This window comes from Hominimerdicola alba, assembly GCF_900109655.1.
GTDB classification, from domain to species: domain Bacteria; phylum Bacillota; class Clostridia; order Oscillospirales; family Ruminococcaceae; genus Hominimerdicola; species Hominimerdicola alba_B.
The window spans coordinates 89,851-110,766 of record NZ_FOAT01000003.1; the positions used below are offsets into that span (position 1 = coordinate 89,851).

Below are 20,916 nucleotides of genomic sequence, written 5' to 3' on the forward strand. Positions count from 1 at the left end.
TTGTACCTCCTCACAGTTTATTATTTATTTAACAGTCTCCTGAGAGCCTGCTGTGTCCTTTCTTTTTGAAAGAAGTGATCTTCACAGGGGTTGCGCAAAGAATGCTGCAATGCGTCCGCATCTTTGATGATCTCATCAAATGAATCTCCTGTCACATCCTTGTCACTGTGATTGTATATACCGCCGTATATCAGCCGTTTATCTTCATCGCTGAAACCTCGGATACCCGAAAGTATCTCGTTCATCGCATACTCCGCACATTTGTGGGCATGGTCTGCGGTATCCTCATCTGGATAGATATAGCAGTAAAGATCGTGGAGTATCCCCGCTGTCTCCGCAAGTTCTGCCATTTCACGGGAATAGCCTTGTTTAATAGCGATAGTCGCCGCCATCAGACCTACACCGTAAAGGTGGATATACGCACAGCGCTTCTGCTCCTCGTCCTTTATCTGTTTTAAAAGCGTATCGACGATCTCACGGACTTCGTCTATCCTAGTGTACTGCCGCACGTACTGTTCCGACATTTTTATTCCTCCCTAAAGGTTTTGATGATCAGGCGAGCGCTGCCATGCTATCTGTTTGCCGTGTCATTCCTCTTCCCGCTTTTTATCAAAGTCCTCATAAACATTTTCTTCCACAGTACAGCTATCTTTTCCGATAGTCACCACATTTCCCGTACTGCTGATGAGCTTTTCGCCACCTTCGGTGAACACGAACTCACAGCCTACGTCAATATCAAGGTTGTATAATTTTTCACCGGTCTCAGCGGAGTATACATCAAGGAAAAATGCAGAGCGCTCGCCCCTTTCAGCGAACCTGTAGCCTAAGCAGGCTATGCTGTCATGCTTTTCCACATAGCTGATATCGGTGTAATGGGAGCCGGGCTCGTTTTCAGCTGTCCAGAGCTCTTCCCCCGCAAGTGAATGGCACCGCAGTCCGCCCTGAAACACCGAGCTGTACACCCTTCCGCCGCCAAAGCAGAAACTCATCAGGCTTTTTGGGGATGTGACAACTGCCCCCGCCCATGTGAGCCGTCCTTTGTGATCCATCTTTATCTCATTCCCGCTGTCGGGGAACAGCTTTTCAACGCCCTTTTCGGTGGATATTATACTGCCGTCTTCAAGGGATATGGTATACAGCACCGATGAAGCGTTTATGGCGTAAAGCACCTTGTCATCGGCACTGAAAAATAAGCGCTGTATCTTCTTGACCTCTTTTGTATTCCAGAGAGCTTTGCCGCTTTCCACCTCGTAGAGAGTTATGCCGAACCTGCCGTAAGCTGCCGCCGCGAAATACTTCCCGCTATCGGTCATGCACAGCCTGTCACCGCCGAAATCCAGCTTTGTTTCGTACTCTCCAAGCTTTTCGCCAGTAGATGCATCGAAAGCCGCCACCTTTTTCTCAAATTCCGCCGCAAGGAAGAATCTGCCGCTGTTTGAAGCCTTCATTTGTCTTATAAACATTTCGTTCTCTCCTCGGTCTTGATATCGTAATAAGTTTACTGTAATTATACCACAAAAGTTTCCAATAATCAAGCTGTTTAGCCAAAGATTTTTGTTGAATATCCAAAAATCGTTAGTTTGATTGCTTATGAATGTTAAAAAAAATCTATCCCCCTTGAAAAATTATTTTATTATGGTATAATATAGTATGTACGTGCAGAATACTTCTGCACATTACAAGGATAAAGATGATCGATTTTCCGTGGTGTGGAAAGAAATAACTGATGAGGTGATAATAATGAGCAAAGAAACTGAACTCTACAAGCTCTGGTGTGAAAAGGCTGTGGAAGATCCCGACCTCGTAGCTGAACTTAAGTCCGTTGAGGGCGATGACGAAGCTATCCTCGACCGTTTTTACAGAGACCTTGAATTCGGTACAGGCGGACTGCGTGGAGTAATAGGCGCAGGCTCCTACAGACTGAATATCTATACTATCAGACGTGCAACACAGGGTCTTGCTGACTATGTCAACCAGACATTCAAGAATGCAAGCGTTGCTATCTCCTACGATTCAAGAATAAAGTCGGACGTATTTGCCAAGGCTACTGCGGCTGTTATGGCGGCAAACGGCATCAAGGCTTACATCTACAAGGAGCTCATGCCCACTCCCTGCCTTTCATGGGCAGTTAGAGAACTGGGCTGTCAGGCAGGTGTTATGGTAACAGCATCCCATAACCCCGCAAAGTACAACGGCTATAAGGTATACGGCGAGGACGGCTGCCAGCTGACCATCGATGCTGCCAATGTAGTTACCGAAAAGATCGAATCCGTTGATATGTTCGGCGGTGCTAAGTTCATCGACTTTGAAGAGGGTCTGAAGAGCGGCATGATCGAGTATATCGGTCAGGACGTTATCGATAAGTATCTCGACAAGGTAGCTGAGCAGGGCATACATACCGATCTGGTTGCTGACAGCGGTCTGAAGGTAGTATATACACCTCTCAACGGCACAGGCAACAAGCCCGTAAGAGCAATACTCAAGAAGATCGGCATCAAGGAAGTAACAGTAGTTCCCGAGCAGGAGAACCCCGACGGCAATTTCCCCACCTGTCCTTTCCCGAACCCTGAGATCAAGGAAGCACTGGCTAAGGGCCTTGAACTCTGCGAGAGCGTAAAGCCCGATCTGCTGCTGGCTACCGACCCTGACTGCGACCGTGTAGGCATCGCAGTTCCCGCTCCCGACGGCAGTTATGTACTGTTCTCGGGCAACGAAGTAGGCGCTATGCTGCTGAAGTACATCTGCCAGGAGAGAACAGCACTCGGCACCATGCCCAAGAACCCAGTTGCAGTAAAGACCATCGTTACCACCGATATCTGCCGCAAGATAGCTGAGGAATACGGCGTTGAGCTGAGAAACGTCCTCACAGGCTTCAAGTTCATCGGTGAGCAGATAGGCTTCTTAGAGAAGGACAACGAGGCTGACAGATACATCTTCGGTTACGAGGAGAGCTACGGTTATCTTGCAGGTTCTTATGTAAGAGATAAGGACGCTGTTGTAGCTTCCATGCTGATATGCGAGATGGCAGCATTCTACCGCACAAAGGGCATCACACTGCTCCAGGCAAGAGAGAACCTCTACAATGAGTACGGCAACTATCTCCACAGCCAGGAATCCTTCCAGTGCGAGGGTGCAAGCGGCATGGAGAAGATGAAGGAGATCATGGCTGGTCTGAGAACAAACGGTCCCAAGGAAATCGGCGGACTGAAAGTCACCGTTTTTGCAGACTACAAGGTTTCCGAGCAGACAGATATCGCAACAGGCGCAAAGACTGTTCTTACTCTGCCCAAGTCCGATGTACTGGTATTCGAGCTTGAACAGGGCGCAAGCGTTATCATCAGACCTTCCGGCACAGAGCCCAAGATCAAGGCTTACTACACCGCTATCGGTGATACAAGAGCCGCTGCTGAGAAGACCGAAGCTGCTCTGAAGGCAGACTTCAAGAAGATACTCGGCTTCTGATAAATATTATTACCCGCAGAGACAGTGGTCTTTGCGGGTATTTTTATTTGCTGTTATCAGATATTTTTGTGTTTTGGGGGCGGGGGTGATCTTTATCCTCATCCTCTTCTTCATCTTTATCCTTATCTTTTTCTTTGTCTATATCTTTATCGGCATTTTTGGTATACGGTCGTATACGTTGGTATGAAGTGGTATACGGTCGTATTGTTTCGTATATTTTTGGTAGTATTTTTTGGGGGTTATCCCGCTGACATACCTGACTTAAAAACGATCAAAGGAATATAATGAGCGTTTGGCGGTTATCTTTTCCCCCGCCTGCGGCGGGGGAAAAGATAACGTCAGCATAATATATACCTGTTATTCCGGCATTTTAAGTGGTGTGGTAAAGGGATAGTCAGATTTTTATATCATCGGTATAGATTTGTTTGTTTAGTCGTGGATTCGCTGTTATCGATAGTTTGCGAGTTATCGCCCCTCGTTCCTCGGGTCGAAAAATCAACGAGCGTACCGCCGTTGATTCCGGGCGCGGCAATATTTTACGGACTATGTTTGTGCGTATGTCAAAGTTTGGTTCACGCTCGTAATTTGGTTATTGCCGCGCCTTTTTGACATGACGGGAAGTTTGCTGTTCTCTTATAGTTCGCTATACATTTTGGCTTTGTGCCTTGATGCGAGGGCTCTGCCCTCGCGCTCCCGCAAGCCTGCTAGCGCGAGGCTTGACCGCGCGCTTTGATTCGCGGCATAGTTTGTCTGGTGCGCAGATTTGTTGCCGCGATATGCTCCCCTCCGTTGCAGTTTCCGCCCAATTTCCGATATTTTATCCGTCTATATCTTTACATTTATTAAATAGTATGCTATAATAAATTTATCTGATGCCCTCATGCACCCGCTGACTTGTTTTTTTCATGCCGTGCATGGGTGTTATCGCGGAAAAGATCGGTTTTCACCCGAAATTATATGAAAGAGGTAATGACTATGTCAACTAACAGCTATGAATCCCCCTTCTGTACAAGGTATGCCAGCAAGGAGATGCAGTACATCTTCTCTGCTGACAAAAAGTTCACCACCTGGAGAAAACTCTGGGTAGCACTTGCAAGGGCTGAGATGAAGCTTGGTCTTAACGTTACTCAGGCTCAGGTAGATGAGCTTGCTGCTCACATCAACGATGTTGATTACGACAAGGCTGCTGAGTATGAGAAGAAATTCCGCCACGATGTAATGGCTCACGTACATACCTACGGTGAGGTTTGCCCCAACGCTAAGGGTATCATCCACATGGGTGCTACTTCCTGCTATGTAGGCGACAACACTGATGTTATCATCATGCGTGATGCACTGACCATCGTAAAGAGAAAGCTCGTTAAGGTCATCGACCAGCTGGCTAAGTTTGCTGACAAGTACAAGAGCCTGCCTTGTCTGGCTTACACACACCTCCAGCCCGCACAGCTGACCACCGTGGGCAAGAGAGCAACACTCTGGTGCAACGAGCTGGTAATGGACTTGGAAGACCTTGATTTCCAGCTTGGCAGACTGAAGCTGCTGGGCTCCAAGGGTACAACAGGTACACAGGCTTCTTTCATGGAGCTTTTCCACGGTGATACTGACAAGGTAAAGGAGCTTGAAAAGCTGATAGCTGAGGAAATGGGCTTTGATGCAGTAGTTCCCGTATCGGGTCAGACCTATTCCAGAAAGGTTGACTTCGCTGTATGTCAGGTACTGGCTGCAATCTCTCAGAGTGCTATGAAGTTCGGCAACGATATCAGACTTCTCCAGTCCTTCAAGGAGATCGAAGAGCCTTTCGAGAAGACCCAGATAGGTTCTTCCGCAATGGCTTACAAGCGCAACCCCATGAGAGATGAGCGTATCTGCTCACTGGCAAGATACGTTATGTGCGATGTACTGAACCCCGCATTCACAGCTGGTACACAGTGGTTCGAGAGAACTCTGGACGACTCTGCAAACAAGCGTATCTCCGTAGCTGAGGCATTCCTCGGTGTTGATGCTATACTCAACATCATGCTGAACGTTACCGATCCTGAGAACGGTCTGGTGGTATACGACAAGATCATAACCAAGAGAGTTATGGCTGAACTGCCTTTCATGGCTACCGAGAATGTCATAATGGACGCTTGCGAAAAGGGCGGTGACAGACAGGAGCTTCACGAGCATATCAGAGAGCTCTCCATGATCGCAGGTGCTCATGTTAAGCAGGACGGTCTTGACAATGATCTGGCTGACCTGATAGCTGCTGACCCCATCTTCAAGGTAACAAGAGAAGAGCTGGCTGAGATAATGAAGCCTGAGAACTACATCGGCAGATGCCCTCAGCAGGTAGATGAGTTCATAGCTAACGTTGTAAAGCCCATCATCGATGCTAACGGCGTTTCCGATGATGTTGCGGAGATCAACGTATAACAATATATCTGACACTGAACTGCCAATGACCCGCGGTGGATATTTCCTCGCGGGAACATCGGCATAATACAGAGTATAACAAAATGAGCAGATATGACAGAGGCGGCGAAGTATCAAACACAAACGCCGATACACAAATTAGCTCCGGATTACTTAGCAAGAGAAAAATACTTGCCGTGATAATCACTTTAGCGGCGAATATCACCGCCGTATATTATGGGACAAAAATAGACAGCGACGGCGGATTTCTCGGAGATATCGGAGAATATATATTTTTCCTTTTCTTCGGCGGCATAAGTGCTGTAACAGACACGTTATGGATGATACGCCCGGCGGTGCGCAAAAGCTTCTCAATAAAGAAGCGGATTCTCTTTACGGTATTGCTCCATCTGATATTCCTTGCGAGCATGATACTTTTCCCTACAGGAGATCTCGGTCTTGCTGTAACTGTTTTTGGATCTGCAATGTGCGGAGTGCTTGACCTGGTATGGATTATTCACGGGATAAAGAGCCTTTACAAAAAACACCGCCCCGCAGGAAGTCCTAAAAAGATGTTAGCTGTCATCACCGTGGTGCTGAATATTTCCGCAGTGGTCGCATTTCTGCTCATTCTGATCGACTCACAGTATATACCCGTGAATATGTTTGACTGCTTTCTCATACTCACTGACATAAGTATAGTCATCAACCTGATATGTCTGATACTCGGCAGTGTAAACAGAGCAAAGCGGTGTAGAAAAAGTTGAATAAAGAGAATATAAAACAGGAGAACAAAAATGAGAAACAGATATGATAACAGCGGTTACTATGGCGGAAAGGTCTGCCCGAAATGCGGCTACCCCAACTGCCAGATAATCAACGAGACCACCACAACAGGCGGAGATTACGGCATTTGCAGCGGTATCTGCGGATATATACTTATGGGTCCCATCGGACTGCTTTGCGGTCTTTGCGGAATGGATACCAAAACAAAGACCCGCGCATACTGGGTATGCCCCAGCTGCAACAAGAAATTCAAGATATGACCGAGGATAAAAAGGAACGGCTCTGGCTGAAGACCATGGAGTGTGGTGCGCGGTGCGGCTGTCACCAGCGGGCGGACAGAAGCTTTTTTCTGGGTCGCTGGCAGTTCCCTGTGTGCGCAAGATGCACAGGGGTGTTCATCGGGCAGACCTTAGCACTTTTTGCGGCAAAGAAGCGTATCTCACCTTGGGCGGCATTGTGCTGCTGTGAAGTAATGCTGGCGGACTGGGTATTACAGGCATTGGGCTTAAAAGAATCAACGAACCCGCGGCGGCTCGTCACAGGCATAGCAGGCGGCTTCGGGACAGCGGTGCTGTACTTTTCAGCCATACGGCGGGCAGTCGGATACTTACGCAAAAAAATCCCTTACAGAGAGTGATCAAATGGATATAACTAAATATCAGAAAGCGGCAGACGAGATACTCGAACGCCTTATAAATGCCATGCGGGGCGGTCAGGCGGAGATACACCCGCAGTCGCTGATATGCGCAGTGGGTGCGCTGGCAGGATATTCGTGCCAGAAAGATGTGCGCGTGATGTTCATGAAAAAGAACGATCTTTCCGAGGACAAGGTGTTCACGATAATGACCGACAAGCAGGGCAGAAAATTCTATTTCGGCGACCTCATAAACGAACCTCTCGTGAACGAGAAGTACTCGGTATGGTCAATGATAGGCGGTGCTGTCAAGCAGAAGGGCGGCAAGCTGCCCGATGTCAATGACATATTCCGCTACATATCCTATACCGTGGGCGGCGAGAATTTCGGAAAGCCCCGCGCCTGCGAAGTGGGCGATGATATGGGCATCTACCTGAAACAGCTGTGGCTCCCCCTTAACGGCATAGCAAGCAAGTATGCCGCAGACGGCGAACTGCACATCATATACGGCATCGCCCTGCAAAAGGCAGTATTCGCGGCGGGCAAGACTATGGATATAACCGAAGCGGCGCGTATAGCTATGGAAAGCGCCGTCAGCATGAGCAAGGTGGATTATAATAGTTTTTGCAGGTGAAAGGCACGAAATCCCATACGACCTGTGACATCTGAGTTATTTGACGAGGTGATAATGTGAAAAAGATCTTTCCGTTGATTTTGGCATTAGCACTTGCAGGCTGTGCAGGTGCTTCAAATAATGACAGCAAAGCCGAAAGCAAAGCTGAGACTTCTGCTGTGAATGATACTGCTGAGCAGGTATCTTCAGATGTTTCACCGGATATTCCCGACAGTATGACAGAAATCTCTGACGAAAAATTGTCCACCGGAATAATCAGTCACGTACAGTACAGTAGTCTGATAATGAAATATGATTACATGGTTGATTCAACAGAGGAATACAAAATATTCAAAAGCTTCTGCGGTGATGTACCTGAATTCGACGACATCGACTTTGACAAGTACACCCTGTTTGCAAAAACAGGAGCAGGAAGCAGCGGTGACAAATATGTTATCGACCGCGTGCTTATCAGCGGAACAAAAGTGATGCTGAACATCACAAAGACAGAAGATGGCATGACCGATGACAATGTGAAGCGCTGGTTTTATGCAGTAATACCAAAAGCAGATCTCCCTGATGAGATCAAGGATTGGAAAAGACCATCGGAGTCAAAAATGGCTTCGGCAGGGATTTCACTGGTGAATGCCTGTATAGAACCCAACAGTTTCAATACTGCAAAATATGAGGCTATACTCAAAAAGTATGATGCTTTCCAAGCTTCGATCAGATACATGGGCAGCGATGGAATGATATTATTGCGTTTTTTAACAGTAAAGAGCGACGCTGATGGGATAAATCAAGATATCGAAAGCAGCTTTGTGCCCCAGCTGTCAGAGAAAGGCGAAAACAGGATAACAGTCACAAAGACTGATCTGCCGACTTCGGTGTATAAAGAACAGAACAGCAATTCACCTTATAGTTATGACACAGGAAGTATATTAGTGCGCATACAGTGCACAGAACCATCAAGTCAGTACAATGAAGCGGCTGACTATATCGAAGAAGCATTCGGTGAAACTGATTGGATAAGTTCACCCAAAGATAACTGCATAGAGGGTAGATTAGAGCTCGACAACTTCCCTGTCGAGAAACTCCAAAGCAGTATTGAAGCGATTAATGACGTGAATGAAAAATTTGATATAAAGCTGAATGGATTCAGCTTGACATATAAATATAACTGAAAGGACAGATACTAATGAAGATCGAAACTAAATGTTTGCATGAGGGATATACCCCCAAGAACGGAGAACCCAGAGTTGTGCCGATAGTACAGAGCACTACTTATGTTTATGACTCCACCGATGCTGTGGCTGCGGTATTTGATGACCCCACCCTCAGCCTTATTTACGGACGTTTTGAGAACCCCACTACTGACGCAGTTGAAAAGAAGATAGCTGCTCTTGAGGGCGGTGTGGCTGCTATGTGTACCTCTTCTGGTCAGGCTGCTTCTCTCTGCTCTATACTCAATATCTGCGAGAGCGGTGACAGCTTTATCGCCTCTACAGCTATTTACGGCGGTACTATCAACCTGTTCGGCATCACCATGAAGAAACTTGGCATCGAGTGCATCTGGGTAGACCCCGACTGCACAGAGGAAGAGCTGATGGCTGCATTCAAGCCCAACACAAAGCTGGTATTCGGCGAGACCATCGCTAACCCCTCACTGACTGTACTGGATATCGAGAAATTCGCAAAGGCTGCACACGCAAACGGCGTTCCGCTGATAGTTGACAACACCTTTGCTACTCCTATACTTTGCAGACCTATCGAGTGGGGCGCTGATATCGTTATTCACTCCACATCCAAGTACATGGACGGTCACGCTGTTCAGGTAGGCGGCGTTATCGTTGACAGCGGCAAGTTCGACTGGGCAGCAAGCGGCAAGTTCCCCTGCATGACCGAGCCTGACGAGAGCTATCACGGCACTGTTTATACCGAGAAGTACCCCTTTGCTCCTTTCATCGTAAAGGCTCGTATGCAGCTGATGAGAGACTTCGGCTGCTACCCCGCTGCTAACTCCTCTTTCCTGCTGAATCTGGGTCTGGAAACTCTCCATGTCCGCATGAAGCAGTATGTTGAGAACGCAAAGATAGTTGCTGATTACCTCAACAACAACGACAAGGTAGAGAGCGTGTTCTATCCCGGTCTTGAGGGCAACAAGTACTATCCTCTTGTTCAGAAGTACCTGCCTCTGGGCGCTTCCGGCGTAATCAGCTTCTCCATCAAGGGCGGCAGACCTGTTGCTGTTAAGTTCATGGACAGCCTGAAACTGGCTTCCAACGAGGTTCACGTTGCAGATATCCGTACCTGCGTACTGCACCCCGCTTCCGCAACTCACCGTCAGCTGACTGAGGAACAGCTGGTAGCAGCAGGCATCGACGGCGGCATGATAAGATTCTCCGTTGGTCTTGAAAATGTTGAGGATATCCTCGACGACCTCAAGCAGGCATTTGCGGCTATCTGATCGCTGATACTGATTATTCATGCGCGGAAGACTTTGGTTTTCCGCGCTTTTTGATGAGGAGATAAAATGAGATATTTTGTAAAGCTATTTATATTATCATATCCCCGTTATTTAATGTCATCTATAATACGTATTCTGTGCGTTGGCATTATTTACTATTTCGCGGCAAAGTATTTTTGGGGCATAGATAGTATTGTTTTTACTGTGGTCATAGCTCTGCTGGCAACAATTATTGTACACGGTATTTCTACATTCCGCGGAGTGAAAAGTACCAAGAAAGAATATGAATTAATGACCCGAATAGAAGCAGAAGCAAAAGCAAAAAATGGCAGTTTATCCGCTGAAACAATTAAAGAACTGGAAGAGCATCTGAATAATATGGAGCCCAGCGGCATCAAGATACCTTTTATAAATACGTTTGTGGTCGTTCTTGCCGGTTATTATCAGAAAAAATCAGAGTTTAACAAGGCAATGGATATACTGGATAAATTCAGCAAAGCCACACTTGATGACCCAAGCATCACCGATACGGGCATAATGGAATACTATTCTTTTCGTATCACATCTTGCAGTTATCTGAACGAAACAGATAAGCTTGAAAGCTACTATAACGATGCCATGAAGTTCATTGACAGCAAAAAGAAGAAAAATGATCTAATGAATGTATCCATAAAATGTTTTAAGATAAACCGTGCGATAGCAAACGGTGATATTGATGAAGCAGAAACTCTTATAGCACCACTGCTTGAAAGCGATAAAAGTGATGATGTTGTCGGCGCTTACATTTTTATGGCGCGATGTGCCGCAAAGCGCGGCGATAAGCAGAAAGTCTGTGAGTATTTCGACAAAGCCGCAGAACTCTCCGCCAAAGGCATGGACGAAGATGCTCTCAAACTGCGCAAAGAGTATATCCTCGACCGAATGAACTGAATGTCATGAAAAAAAGGACTGCCTCACAGCAGTCCTTTTGCTTTATAAGAATACATTACTGGCGCAGATAAACGCCGTTTTCTTCGATGTAATCTTCCATATCGTCCTTGTAGCCGAGATGGAGAGGGTCGTTATCGAGAGCCTTTAATGCACGCTGTCCGATATCCTTACGGAAGTGCGCACCCTCGAAGCTGATCTTCTCAACGCCCTCATAAGCCTTTTCAAGAGCCGAATTCAGGGTCAGACCCTTTGCTGTAACGCCGAGAACACGTCCGCCGCTGGTGAGGAACTTACCGTCAGCAAGCTTTGTGCCTGCATGGAATACCTGTGCACCGTCCACCTGTCCCTTAGCGTCAAGACCCTTGATCTCGATGCCCTTGGGATAGGACAGAGGATATCCGCCGCTTGCCATGATAACGCAGGCGCAGCTGCCCTCCGACCACTCAACGTTCAGGTCGCCCAGCTTATGATCGTAGATAGCTTCCATGATGTCAACCAGATCGGTCTTCAGCATAGGCAGTACCACCTGTGTCTCGGGATCGCCGAAACGGCAGTTGTATTCGATGACCTTGGGTCCCTTGGGAGTGAGCATAAGTCCGAAGTACAGACAGCCCTCAAAAGTTCTGCCCTCAGAATTCATGGCATTGATGGTGGGCAGGAAGATCTTCTCCATGCACTCCTTAGCGATGGCTTCGGTGTAGTAAGGATTGGGTGAAACAGTACCCATTCCGCCTGTGTTCAGACCCTCGTCGTTGTCAAGTGCTCTCTTGTGATCCATGGAGGATATCATGGGAACAACAGTCTTACCGTCGGTAAAGCTGAGTACAGATACCTCGGGACCTGTGAGGTATTCCTCAACAACAATTGTGGTACTGCTGTCGCCGAACTTCTTGCCGTCGATCATTTCCTTGATAGCTTCAACAGCTTCCTGCTCGTTCTGTGCAAGTATAACGCCCTTGCCCAGTGCAAGACCATCAGCCTTGATAACAGCAGGATAAGTGTTCTGCTGCTTTACGTAAGCTATGGCAGATTCGCTGTCATTGAATACCTCGTAGCCCGCAGTGGGGATAGAGTACTTCTTCATCAGCTCCTTGGAGAATACCTTTGAACCCTCGATTATAGCCGCTGCCTTCTTAGGTCCGAAGGTCCTGAAGCCCTCAGCCTGCAAAGCATCGACCATGCCCAGTACCAGCGGATCATCGGGCGCTACTACTACAAGATCGACAGCCAGCTTTTTAGCCAGTGCAACAACACCGTCAATGTCGGTGGCACCAACGTCAAAACATTCAGCCATAGCCGATATGCCGCCGTTGCCGGGGGTGCAGTAGATCTTTTCAGCTTTAGGGGACTGCGCAAGCTTAGCGATTATAGCGTGCTCGCGTCCGCCGCCGCCGACTACAAGTATTTTCATTTAAAACACTCCTTTTGAATTTATCAGGTCTTTGAGAAACGTATGGTCTTCAGCACTTCATTGAAGTTGTCCCGCATTGCTGCGGTACACTGATCGTAGGATATCACCCACACCTCAAGAACACTGGTGTCCTCAGCAAGTATGCTGATATCCAGATCGAAGGATATGCCGTCAACGGAGTATACTCCGCTGACAGTATAAGCTGCGTGTCCCCCGACCTTCGTATCGCCGCGGTCGGTTATCTCGATATCATCTTTAAGACCCTTGGAATCTATCACCGCATCAGCGACTTCGCTCAGAGTCATTTCCGCCATAGTTTCCACCACGCGGGAATTTATCATTATCGAGCAGTTGTCCTTTGCGTCAGCGATATCATCTGCCTTGTATACTATCGACATTGCAGAAGAGGATTCCTGAGTGGTCTCCCACTTTTTGTCGTCCGCCTTTACTGTAAAGACAGGCTTGGTCTCCTTTTTCTTTTCCGCCGCCGAAGAAGTTGTATCCGCATTATCGGGGTCTTTGATCTCAATTACCGTTTTATCGTCAGCTCCCGCCTCCGAGTTGTCCGCAGCCACAGTTCCGTCAGCCGCAGGACTGCCCTCGTTCGGGTCAATAACTACTATGCCGGGAGTATTGCCCGAAGGAGCTGCGCCCCCCGAGTTACTGTCCTTTTTGCCCGAGCCGTCCTTGCTTTCCTTGCCGCCGCAGGCAGCAAGACCGACAGCCATGACTGCTGCCAGAGCAGCGATAGCGATCTTTTTCATTTCAAACCACACTTCTGTCAAAATTTTATGAGATTATTCAGCCTCAACGACCTCTTCGACCTCGAGAGTCTCCTCTGCGGTCACAGTTTCTTCCTCGGTAGTAGTCTCGTCATCGGTGGTCTCCTCATCGGTAACGATAACGTCGTCAGAAACAACAGCCTGAGCAGCAGGCTTGGAATCGTTAGCCTTCTCCTCTTCCTTCTTACCGCAAGCGGTCAGAGACATAGCAGCTACAGCTGCAGCGATGATCATTACTCTTGTAAATACCTTATTCATTTTAAATTACTCCATTCATGTGCCGATATTTCGGCTAAATTTTACTTTCCAGATATATGCGCCATGCGCATTATTTTCCCGGCGACCCCTTGCCGCCGTCCAACGTACCGCTTTATGCGGGATCAGTCTGCGATAACGATAGTTTCTTCCTCGGTCACAGTTTCTTCCTCGGTAGTAGTCTCGTCATCAGTGGTCTCTTCGTCAGTAACAACAACGTCATCAGAAACTACAGCCTGTGCTGCGGGCTTGGAATCGTTTGCCTTTTCCTCTGCCTTGCCACAAGCAGACAGTGCCATTGCTGCAAAAGCAGCCACGATGATCATTACCTTACTAAACTTCTTCATTTTACATTACTCCATTCATGCCGCCGGACTTTCCGGCTGAAATTTTATTTGTAACGGCATAACGATCTCCCATATCTCCCCCGCTTATGCATTTTTAAAATACAAAAAACGGCGACGGTATGGAAAACTTTATGTCGGTTACTTACTTTCCTTACTATGCGTCATGCGCATAAATTCCTTACTGTGCGGTCTTGCCGCTATTCAAACTGCACCGACCACATAAGGTCGCGCAGATCATTGTCGATATCCGCTACACTAGTTTCGGTTATCGTAAAGCAGACATTCAGTTCTGTATATCCGTTGAAGCCCGTGTACTGCAATATCCTGGATTCAGCTCCGAAAGCAGACGAATCGAGAGTGTACTCTCTGCGTATCCAGTTTCTGCCGTTGATCTCAAGTGTACTCCAGTCGATAAGGGTCTGCCCTGCGGGAGGAGCCTCCTTTTCAATATACTGCTGGGCTACTTCGTCGATATCATACTGTGAAATGTCATTTGATGTCTGATTTGAAGCCAGCACACAGGTCGAACTGTTGTCGCCAAGCCAGCCAAAGATATACTCAATACCCTCGGTGGAACCGTCAACTGCATTTATCTGTGCGGTGGCAGAAGCGTCCACCCACTTTGCAAGGTCAATATCAAAACTGTAGCCTGTGCCGTTCATGTGGACTATCTGAGGTTCGGCGGGTGCAGATTCTTCGGCTTTGGAAGAATCAGTTTCAGCCGCACTCGATACCTCGGGTGCGCTTTCGGCAGGGGCTTCAGTCTCAGCTGCCGAGCTTTCCTCGGCTTCGCTGCTTTCTGCCTCTGCTTCACTGCTGTCCTCAGCTATACTGCTGCTTTCCTCAACGGTAACAGCCTTGCTGCTGTCCTTTACTGCGGCACTTTCTCCCGACTTTTCATCGGTGGCTTTGCCGCAGGCGGTGAGGATCACCGCCGCCGACAGCGCCGCAATTAGTATCTTTTTATCCATTAGTGATGGAACAGTCTGATACCTGTAAATGCCATAGCCATGCCGTACTTATTGCAGGTGTCTATAACATTATCGTCACGGATAGATCCGCCGGGCTCAGCGATGTAAGCCACACCTGACTTCTTAGCTCTCTCGATATTGTCGCCGAAGGGGAAGAAAGCATCGGAACCGAGACATACATCAGTATTCTTAGCCAGCCATTCCTTCTTCTCCTCGCGGGTCAGAGGCTCGGGCTTGGTCTTGAATATTCTCTGCCACTCGCCCTCAGCCAGAACGTCCTCGTACTCTTCACCGATATAAACATCGATAGCGTTGTCGCGGTCAGGTCTGCGGATATCGTCCTTGAAAGGCAGAGCCATTACCTTGGGGTTCTGTCTCAGCCACCAGTTGTCAGCCTTGCTGCCTGCAAGTCTTGTGCAGTGTACTCTCGACTGCTGACCTGCACCGATACCGATTGCCTGTCCGTTCTTAACGTAGCATACAGAGTTGGACTGTGTATACTTCAGTGTGATAAGGGAGATCATCAGATCTTCCAGCTTGTCATCGGGGATATCCTTGTTCTCGGTAACAACGTTGGAAAGCAGTGCCTTATCGATCTTCAGCTCGTTTCTGCCCTGCTCGAAAGTCACACCGAATACCTGCTTGCGCTCGATCTCAGCGGGAACATAGTTCTCATCGATCTTGATGATATTGTATGTACCCTTTCTCTTGGACTTGAGTATCTCCAAAGCTTCATCGGTATAGCCGGGAGCGATAACGCCGTCGGATACCTCTCTCTGTATCATCTTGGCAGTAGGAACATCACATACATCGGACAGTGCGATGAAATCGCCGTAGCTGGACATTCTGTCTGCACCTCTTGCCCTTGCATAAGCGCAAGCCAGGGGAGAAAGCTCGCCCAGATCGTCAACGAAGTATATCTTAGCCTCAGTCTCTGTCAGGGGTCTGCCGATAGCAGCGCCTGCGGGAGATACGTGCTTGAAAGAAGTAGCAGCGCACATACCCGTAGCAGCTTTAAGCTCCTTTACCAGCTGCCAGCCGTTGAAAGCATCCAGCAGGTTGATATAGCCGGGCTTGCCGTTGAGAACTTCGATAGGAAGATCCTTACCGTCCTCCATATAAACTCTCGACGGCTTCTGATTGGGGTTGCAGCCGTACTTCAAAAGCATCTCATTTGCCATTGTTATTACCTCCGATTAAAATATTACTTTATCCTTATCCACAAGCGTACCTGTGGAGTCGTCAACTTCTTTTCCCTCAGTGAGTTCAGCATACTCGCCGTCTGTCATCTTTGCAATTCCAAGACGGTCAGCAACTTTTCCGCCAAATTCCCTGCGTACGATACTGTCCAGTTCTTCGCGGGAAGGCACACCCTCTTTTTCCCAGATGGTCAGTTCGGGGTACATATATCTTATCTTTTCCAGAAAACCATCTAGCTCCGCCTCGCTGCCAAAAGTCACAGCCGAAGCCGCTTCCCCATTCTCATATATCCAGAGCTGGTGAGCATTATTGAAATTCCTCGGTGTCAGACAGGATATATCGCTGTAAAGCGAAAGTCTGCACGAAGAATAATTGAATATGCCCTTATCAAGCAGAGCGTACTCCTCTGTACAGTCAGTGCAGTTTTCCAGAGCTTCTTCAAGATTGCCGCCATACAGCGCATCTGAACGTCTTGTCTGCTTTCTGATCTTGAAGACCACCAGAAAATATATGATCCATAAAGGCGAACAAAACAGCAGACTGCCAGTCGCCGTCAGTATACCGAATCCGTCGTTACCCAACAGGCTCAGCAGCACTACAACGGCTGAAAAGCAGATATTTATAAGCAGGAATTTCCTGCGGTTGCGTGCGTATTTGTTGTGTTTCATATTTAACTACAAGTTCAGTCACAGTCAGCATAAAGCTGATACTTTCCGCAGTGCAGGCACCTGAAAAGGTAGCCCTGCAAGCCGCTCTCATTTTCCATGTTCTCTCTTATCACATCGATATCGAACATAGCCGCATCCTTGCGGTAGATATCTTCAAGGCTTTCTGCCAGACCCATTTTTTCAAGTTCTTCCATGCCAACGTATCCCACGAAAGCACAGTAGTCATTACAATGCGCCAGCCAGACTTCCTGCTGCCACCCCTGATATCCGGGAGTGCGGTGTATCAGTTCGTCCAGCTTTGATCCATCATCTATCTCCTCACAGCTGTAGGCATCCTGAAACTCGCCGTCAAATTTCTTTGCGGCGCTGCCGTCAGCTATGCACCATGGGCACAGACATTCAACTGTATCTATGCTGTAAAATGGACTGTGATAATAATACTCAGTCTCTTTACCGCAGCATTCGCATACCTTAGCTTCGTCAGCTTTCTCGAAAGCCCCTGTGCCTATGGGGTCGGGGTGATACCTGAACTTGGGGAACTCTCTTTCCATATCATACCTCACTTTCGGACACTATTGCAGCCTATCACAAAATATTAGTATGATCGAGTAAAACTGATATGAAAGCACCTGCCAAAGCAAACAGAAGTGCGGTAATTGCCATTTTGACAGCAACAGGTAATCCTGCTTTGACACTCAGCGTCTTTTCGACTACTTTGGGAGGAGTCGGTAACTTTTTTGATAAGACCGCCGGTACTGCAATAAAGGATATTAATACCACAAACAATATTATCTCGCCAAATTTATACCCGTCTGAACTCTCGAAGATGACTGTAAACAGAAAAGCAAATATTGTCAGCAGAAACACCAGCCCGTAGTAGAGATAAGTGGTATTTTTCCAGTGCTGAAGACGTTTGCCGTAGTCATACCTGATATGCTCGCTGTTCTTGAATTCATTTTTGGTTCTTTCAAGGGCATCCGCATCAGATTCCGCCTTTATGTTCAGCACCGAATCACAGTAGGGGCATCTTGTCAGCTCCTGACCCGGGGTATATTTTATATCGCCCGAACAGTTCGGACATTTTACAGCTGTTATCTGCATAGTATATTACTCATCTTCACTTTCTGTTTTTTCAGCCTTTTCAAAAGCCCCTGTTATCCAGGCTTTTTATCCCATGCCTGCACGATATGGTCCAATATATTCGATGACGCATTCGGCTATCAAACCACCTGCCAAAGCAAACAGAAATGCGGTAATTGCTATTTTGATAGCAACAAGCAGACCTGATCTTAGCCTCAGCGTCTCTGCGACTTCTTTCGGGGGAGTCGGTACCATTTTTGATAAGATCGGAGGTACTGCAAAAAAGAAAATAAATACCATCAACAGTATTATCTTGCCAAGGTTATACCCATCTGAGTGATTCCTGCAGCGGTCTGCCAACATTAAAGATATGAATGACAGCAGCAACACCAGCCCGTAATAGATATAAGTGATTATTTTCCAGTGCCGTACACGTTTGCCGTAGTCATCCCTGATATGCTCGATGTCCTTGAATTTATTTTTGGTTCTTTCAAGAGCGACTGCATCAGGTCCCGGCTTTATGTTCAACACCGAATCACAGTAGGGACATCTTGTCACCTGCTGACCCGGGGCATAGGTTATATCGCCCGAACAGTTCGGACATTTTATAACTGTTATCTGCATAGTAGATTACTCATCTGCGCTTTCTGTTTCCTCAGCCTGAGCTACAACAGCGCTGGAAGTTTCCTCGGTCTTGTCCTTATCCTTGTTGGGAGAAATTATCATTCCGATTATAACACCTATCATCATCGCACCGAAAAACAGCGCGTAAAGCTTGAATGTGTTTCCTGCCTTTCCGCCGGGGTCACGAACATTCTGTATATCCTCGGGACGTTTAGGCAGAGCCGATGCCCTTATGGGTGCGGCAAATATGGTTATCAGGAACATTGGCAGACCAAATATCATCATTACATCATTGGAAGTATCATTGATAGCAAAAGTGATTATCGCCAGCACAAAAGTCAGTCCCATGAGTATGTAATTGGTTCTGTCCCAGCTTTTAAGGCTCTTGACATAATCAGCGCGCTTCTTTTCCTGTTCTTCGGCAACATGAGCCCTGTAATCAAGACCCCTGTTTTCTTCCTCCAATACAGCAAGGCGCTGTTCGTCAGCAGTCCTCTGCACTGCGATGCGCGAATCACAATAGGGACATACACATTCGGTACTTCCCACAGAATACCTTATATCACCCGCACAGTTCGGGCATTTCATAGCTACGTATTCCATATTTTTCTCCTCTCATAGGATACTTATTCTGCTGTATCAGCCTGAGATACCGCCGAACTTGAAGCCGTACCTTCCTCGGGCTTGCTGTCATCTTTTATCAAGCCCGTCACAACACCGCCCAGCAGTACAAGCCCGATGAATATACCGTAAAGCGCACCTTTTTTAAGGGGTCTCTCTTTCTTGGAAAGCTCCCCTTCCAGATCTTTCGGGATATCGGGCGCCGCAAGACGAAGCACAGGCGATGCCGCAAATATAAAGAATATCGCAGGCAGCCCTAAAAAAGCGCTGTCGGATAAACTCAGCAGCACCCCCGATAAAACAGCCAGCGGCAGAGAGATATAAAATATCACCCGCCATGTTTTCAGCTCCTTGAAGTACTTGTCCCTGTTGTGAGCTCGCCTTGAAGTATACCTTTCAAACTCCCGCTCCTCGGCGGTCATGCTTATCTGTATCTGCGAATCGCAGTAAGGGCAGACCGCCTTGGCTTTGCCGGGAGTATATTTTATATCGCCCGAACAGTTCGGGCATTTCATTGCTCTGAGTTCCATGGTATCAGCTTAGTCCAGATCGAAACAGCGCTCGCAGTCATCGGTGACAAGTATAAGTCTCTCGTCTTCAACTCTGCCGCCTGTTACGTGGTTTTCACTGATAAAACGGAAATACTCCATATGCTCTTCAAGAGTTCTGTGCTCGGGTATCATCACAGGCATAGGCTCCGCACGGGAACCCTGAAAAGCTATACGCTGACATTCGGTATGCACATCCTGTATCATGTCATGTATCTTGCCTTTATTGGCGGGGTCGGTAAATTTCTCATAACGCTCCCGTCCTATGTCATAAAGCTCGGTCATCTGAGTACCGCCGATATTGCCTGCAAAAACATAACGGCCGTCCTCAGTCATACCAAGTGTGTACTCGCTTCCGGGGGCTATAGAGAAATATCTTATCAGCCGGCGTGCCATTACTTTGAATACTTGTTTACGATCTTTGAAACAGCCTTGCCTGTCTCAATATCGATAAACCTTACAAACAGCGATACCTTGTTGTCCTCGTTCAGCGCGTTCCAGAGACCGTTTGTGAACTCGTCGATATCGTTGGGTATAGTAACCTTCTTGGGCTCACCCTCAAAGCTGGGCAGAGGATTGCCGTCACCCATGTAGGTGTGGATGAAATGACCAAAACCTGCTATGGGAGTCGAGTATGTGAAAGTGAATCTCTCAACGCTGTCGGGGTTGCCGTCAGCGGATTTCAGTATGCTCATAGCATAGTTGTACTGACCGTCGCCAACGTGCATGATACCGGAGATCCTGGGTGTGTAGTTGGGAGCATCGTCCTCATACTCACGGGTGCGCAGGCTCTGCTCGAAAGTCTGCTGCTTGTCCATCAGCTCGTATATAGTATCGGTCTGATCGCCGTTGGTAACGATGGTCTTGTTGCCCAGTACCCTAACAGGCGAATATATTATCAGATGGGGATCTGAAAGCTTTGAAGGATCGGCAGCCTCGGTCTTGATGCCGTCCTCGGTCTCGGTGAAAACTCTGTTTCTGGAGTTCACGCTTCTGCCCATGATGAAGTAAGCGGTAACAGCGTGCTTGCCGTCAGCGCTCTTGCCGATAACGATACCTCTTCCGGGGTAAGCATTGCCTTTCAGTTCCTCATAAATGTCAAGTGTTTTCATATTTTTTGACC

General features: G+C 47.6%; 25 protein-coding genes. 9 read left to right on the forward strand and 16 right to left on the reverse strand.

Features of this window, described 5'->3' with window-relative positions:
* Positions 1–20 precede the first annotated feature (20 nt).
* On the reverse strand, positions 21–524 hold the full coding sequence (locus tag BMY75_RS04485; protein WP_074830347.1) for an HD domain-containing protein: 504 nt from the start codon (positions 522–524) through the stop codon (positions 21–23).
* Between the two features lie 63 nt (positions 525–587).
* Positions 588–1,463, reverse strand: a complete 876-nt coding sequence (locus tag BMY75_RS04490; RefSeq protein WP_074830351.1) for an outer membrane protein assembly factor BamB family protein — start codon at positions 1,461–1,463, stop codon at positions 588–590.
* 277 nt (positions 1,464–1,740) lie between these two features.
* Here BMY75_RS04490 and BMY75_RS04495 point away from each other — a divergent pair, with 277 nt between their 5' ends.
* From BMY75_RS04495 to BMY75_RS04535, 9 genes are all read left to right on the forward strand, one after another.
* Complete coding sequence (locus tag BMY75_RS04495) at positions 1,741–3,462, forward strand: phospho-sugar mutase (RefSeq protein ID WP_074830355.1); 1,722 nt, start codon at positions 1,741–1,743, stop codon at positions 3,460–3,462.
* A gap of 975 nt (positions 3,463–4,437) precedes the next feature.
* On the forward strand, positions 4,438–5,877 hold the full coding sequence (gene purB / locus BMY75_RS04500; protein ID WP_074830358.1) for an adenylosuccinate lyase: 1,440 nt from the start codon (positions 4,438–4,440) through the stop codon (positions 5,875–5,877).
* 83 nt (positions 5,878–5,960) lie between these two features.
* On the forward strand, positions 5,961–6,623 hold the full coding sequence (locus tag BMY75_RS04505; RefSeq protein ID WP_074830361.1) for a hypothetical protein: 663 nt from the start codon (positions 5,961–5,963) through the stop codon (positions 6,621–6,623).
* A 30-nt stretch (positions 6,624–6,653) separates the two neighbouring features.
* On the forward strand, positions 6,654–6,902 hold the full coding sequence (locus BMY75_RS04510; RefSeq protein ID WP_074830366.1) for a hypothetical protein: 249 nt from the start codon (positions 6,654–6,656) through the stop codon (positions 6,900–6,902).
* Entirely contained in the window at positions 6,899–7,279 is a 381-nt protein-coding gene (locus BMY75_RS04515) for a DUF2085 domain-containing protein (RefSeq protein ID WP_074830370.1), read from the forward strand. The genes BMY75_RS04510 and BMY75_RS04515 overlap by 4 nt, the downstream gene beginning before the upstream one ends.
* 4 nt (positions 7,280–7,283) lie before the next feature.
* Positions 7,284–7,910, forward strand: coding sequence for a hypothetical protein (locus BMY75_RS04520; protein ID WP_074830374.1), 627 nt, complete (start codon positions 7,284–7,286; stop codon positions 7,908–7,910).
* An 80-nt stretch (positions 7,911–7,990) separates the two neighbouring features.
* Positions 7,991–9,073: a hypothetical protein gene (locus BMY75_RS04525; RefSeq protein WP_139199704.1), complete on the forward strand. Its 1,083-nt coding sequence runs from the start codon at positions 7,991–7,993 to the stop codon at positions 9,071–9,073.
* Between the two features lie 14 nt (positions 9,074–9,087).
* Positions 9,088–10,356 carry an O-acetylhomoserine aminocarboxypropyltransferase/cysteine synthase family protein gene (locus BMY75_RS04530; RefSeq protein WP_074830382.1) on the forward strand — a complete coding sequence of 423 codons (1,269 nt, stop codon included), beginning with the start codon at positions 9,088–9,090 and terminating at the stop codon, positions 10,354–10,356.
* A 114-nt stretch (positions 10,357–10,470) separates the two neighbouring features.
* A complete protein-coding gene (locus tag BMY75_RS04535; protein WP_139199706.1) occupies positions 10,471–11,286 on the forward strand; it encodes a tetratricopeptide repeat protein in 816 nt (271 codons plus the stop codon).
* 55 nt (positions 11,287–11,341) lie between these two features.
* Here the strand turns inward: BMY75_RS04535 and purD are convergent, their stop codons facing one another.
* From purD to BMY75_RS04605, 14 genes are all read right to left on the reverse strand, one after another.
* Positions 11,342–12,697, reverse strand: a complete 1,356-nt coding sequence (purD, locus tag BMY75_RS04540; RefSeq protein ID WP_074830390.1) for a phosphoribosylamine--glycine ligase — start codon at positions 12,695–12,697, stop codon at positions 11,342–11,344.
* 23 nt (positions 12,698–12,720) lie between these two features.
* Positions 12,721–13,461: a hypothetical protein gene (locus BMY75_RS04545; protein ID WP_074830394.1), complete on the reverse strand. Its 741-nt coding sequence runs from the start codon at positions 13,459–13,461 to the stop codon at positions 12,721–12,723.
* Positions 13,462–13,494: 33 nt separating this feature from the next.
* The gene (locus tag BMY75_RS04550; RefSeq protein ID WP_074830399.1) at positions 13,495–13,737 is read right to left on the reverse strand and encodes a hypothetical protein; all 243 of its coding nucleotides are present in this window, start codon (positions 13,735–13,737) and stop codon (positions 13,495–13,497) included.
* Between the two features lie 122 nt (positions 13,738–13,859).
* Complete coding sequence (locus tag BMY75_RS04555) at positions 13,860–14,081, reverse strand: hypothetical protein (protein ID WP_074830404.1); 222 nt, start codon at positions 14,079–14,081, stop codon at positions 13,860–13,862.
* Between the two features lie 197 nt (positions 14,082–14,278).
* Positions 14,279–15,052 carry a hypothetical protein gene (locus BMY75_RS04560; protein ID WP_074830407.1) on the reverse strand — a complete coding sequence of 258 codons (774 nt, stop codon included), beginning with the start codon at positions 15,050–15,052 and terminating at the stop codon, positions 14,279–14,281.
* A complete protein-coding gene (locus BMY75_RS04565; protein WP_074830410.1) occupies positions 15,052–16,233 on the reverse strand; it encodes a phosphoribosylaminoimidazolecarboxamide formyltransferase in 1,182 nt (393 codons plus the stop codon). The genes BMY75_RS04560 and BMY75_RS04565 overlap by 1 nt, the downstream gene beginning before the upstream one ends.
* 15 nt (positions 16,234–16,248) lie before the next feature.
* Positions 16,249–16,920 (reverse strand): hypothetical protein, encoded by a 672-nt coding sequence (locus BMY75_RS04570; RefSeq protein WP_074830412.1) that lies wholly within the window; start codon positions 16,918–16,920, stop codon positions 16,249–16,251.
* A gap of 14 nt (positions 16,921–16,934) precedes the next feature.
* Positions 16,935–17,471, reverse strand: a complete 537-nt coding sequence (locus tag BMY75_RS04575) for a CbrC family protein (protein ID WP_074830415.1) — start codon at positions 17,469–17,471, stop codon at positions 16,935–16,937.
* A 34-nt stretch (positions 17,472–17,505) separates the two neighbouring features.
* Complete coding sequence (locus BMY75_RS04580; protein ID WP_074830417.1) at positions 17,506–18,021, reverse strand: TFIIB-type zinc ribbon-containing protein; 516 nt, start codon at positions 18,019–18,021, stop codon at positions 17,506–17,508.
* Positions 18,022–18,087: 66 nt separating this feature from the next.
* A complete protein-coding gene (locus BMY75_RS04585) occupies positions 18,088–18,624 on the reverse strand; it encodes a TFIIB-type zinc ribbon-containing protein (protein WP_074830420.1) in 537 nt (178 codons plus the stop codon).
* A gap of 6 nt (positions 18,625–18,630) precedes the next feature.
* A complete protein-coding gene (locus BMY75_RS04590; RefSeq protein WP_074830422.1) occupies positions 18,631–19,227 on the reverse strand; it encodes a TFIIB-type zinc ribbon-containing protein in 597 nt (198 codons plus the stop codon).
* A 23-nt stretch (positions 19,228–19,250) separates the two neighbouring features.
* Positions 19,251–19,775, reverse strand: a complete 525-nt coding sequence (locus BMY75_RS04595) for a TFIIB-type zinc ribbon-containing protein (protein WP_139199708.1) — start codon at positions 19,773–19,775, stop codon at positions 19,251–19,253.
* A gap of 9 nt (positions 19,776–19,784) precedes the next feature.
* The gene (locus BMY75_RS04600; protein ID WP_074830427.1) at positions 19,785–20,189 is read right to left on the reverse strand and encodes a hypothetical protein; all 405 of its coding nucleotides are present in this window, start codon (positions 20,187–20,189) and stop codon (positions 19,785–19,787) included.
* Positions 20,189–20,905: an IMP cyclohydrolase gene (locus tag BMY75_RS04605; RefSeq protein ID WP_074830430.1), complete on the reverse strand. Its 717-nt coding sequence runs from the start codon at positions 20,903–20,905 to the stop codon at positions 20,189–20,191. The genes BMY75_RS04600 and BMY75_RS04605 overlap by 1 nt, the downstream gene beginning before the upstream one ends.
* Positions 20,906–20,916 lie beyond the last annotated feature (11 nt).

Excerpts from the sequence above, each read along its gene's own strand:
- BMY75_RS04590 (WP_074830422.1), bottom strand. The coding sequence starts at position 19,227 with ATGGAATACGTAGCTATGAAATGCCCGAACTGTGCGGGTGATATAAGG.
- BMY75_RS04555 (WP_074830404.1), bottom strand. The coding sequence starts at position 14,081 with ATGAAGAAGTTTAGTAAGGTAATGATCATCGTGGCTGCTTTTGCAGCA.
- BMY75_RS04585 (WP_074830420.1), bottom strand. The coding sequence starts at position 18,624 with ATGCAGATAACAGTTATAAAATGTCCGAACTGTTCGGGCGATATAACC.
- BMY75_RS04530 (WP_074830382.1), top strand. The coding sequence starts at position 9,088 with ATGAAGATCGAAACTAAATGTTTGCATGAGGGATATACCCCCAAGAAC.
- BMY75_RS04580 (WP_074830417.1), bottom strand. The coding sequence starts at position 18,021 with ATGCAGATAACAGCTGTAAAATGTCCGAACTGTTCGGGCGATATAAAA.
- BMY75_RS04510 (WP_074830366.1), top strand. The coding sequence starts at position 6,654 with ATGAGAAACAGATATGATAACAGCGGTTACTATGGCGGAAAGGTCTGC.
- BMY75_RS04565 (WP_074830410.1), bottom strand. The coding sequence starts at position 16,233 with ATGGCAAATGAGATGCTTTTGAAGTACGGCTGCAACCCCAATCAGAAG.
- BMY75_RS04575 (WP_074830415.1), bottom strand. The coding sequence starts at position 17,471 with ATGGAAAGAGAGTTCCCCAAGTTCAGGTATCACCCCGACCCCATAGGC.
- BMY75_RS04485 (WP_074830347.1), bottom strand. The coding sequence starts at position 524 with ATGTCGGAACAGTACGTGCGGCAGTACACTAGGATAGACGAAGTCCGT.
- BMY75_RS04515 (WP_074830370.1), top strand. The coding sequence starts at position 6,899 with ATGACCGAGGATAAAAAGGAACGGCTCTGGCTGAAGACCATGGAGTGT.
- BMY75_RS04505 (WP_074830361.1), top strand. The coding sequence starts at position 5,961 with ATGAGCAGATATGACAGAGGCGGCGAAGTATCAAACACAAACGCCGAT.
- BMY75_RS04560 (WP_074830407.1), bottom strand. The coding sequence starts at position 15,052 with ATGGATAAAAAGATACTAATTGCGGCGCTGTCGGCGGCGGTGATCCTC.
- BMY75_RS04595 (WP_139199708.1), bottom strand. The coding sequence starts at position 19,775 with ATGGAACTCAGAGCAATGAAATGCCCGAACTGTTCGGGCGATATAAAA.
- BMY75_RS04495 (WP_074830355.1), top strand. The coding sequence starts at position 1,741 with ATGAGCAAAGAAACTGAACTCTACAAGCTCTGGTGTGAAAAGGCTGTG.
- purB (WP_074830358.1), top strand. The coding sequence starts at position 4,438 with ATGTCAACTAACAGCTATGAATCCCCCTTCTGTACAAGGTATGCCAGC.
- BMY75_RS04605 (WP_074830430.1), bottom strand. The coding sequence starts at position 20,905 with ATGAAAACACTTGACATTTATGAGGAACTGAAAGGCAATGCTTACCCC.
- BMY75_RS04490 (WP_074830351.1), bottom strand. The coding sequence starts at position 1,463 with ATGTTTATAAGACAAATGAAGGCTTCAAACAGCGGCAGATTCTTCCTT.
- BMY75_RS04600 (WP_074830427.1), bottom strand. The coding sequence starts at position 20,189 with ATGGCACGCCGGCTGATAAGATATTTCTCTATAGCCCCCGGAAGCGAG.
- purD (WP_074830390.1), bottom strand. The coding sequence starts at position 12,697 with ATGAAAATACTTGTAGTCGGCGGCGGCGGACGCGAGCACGCTATAATC.
- BMY75_RS04570 (WP_074830412.1), bottom strand. The coding sequence starts at position 16,920 with ATGAAACACAACAAATACGCACGCAACCGCAGGAAATTCCTGCTTATA.
- BMY75_RS04545 (WP_074830394.1), bottom strand. The coding sequence starts at position 13,461 with ATGAAAAAGATCGCTATCGCTGCTCTGGCAGCAGTCATGGCTGTCGGT.
- BMY75_RS04520 (WP_074830374.1), top strand. The coding sequence starts at position 7,284 with ATGGATATAACTAAATATCAGAAAGCGGCAGACGAGATACTCGAACGC.
- BMY75_RS04535 (WP_139199706.1), top strand. The coding sequence starts at position 10,471 with ATGTCATCTATAATACGTATTCTGTGCGTTGGCATTATTTACTATTTC.
- BMY75_RS04550 (WP_074830399.1), bottom strand. The coding sequence starts at position 13,737 with ATGAATAAGGTATTTACAAGAGTAATGATCATCGCTGCAGCTGTAGCT.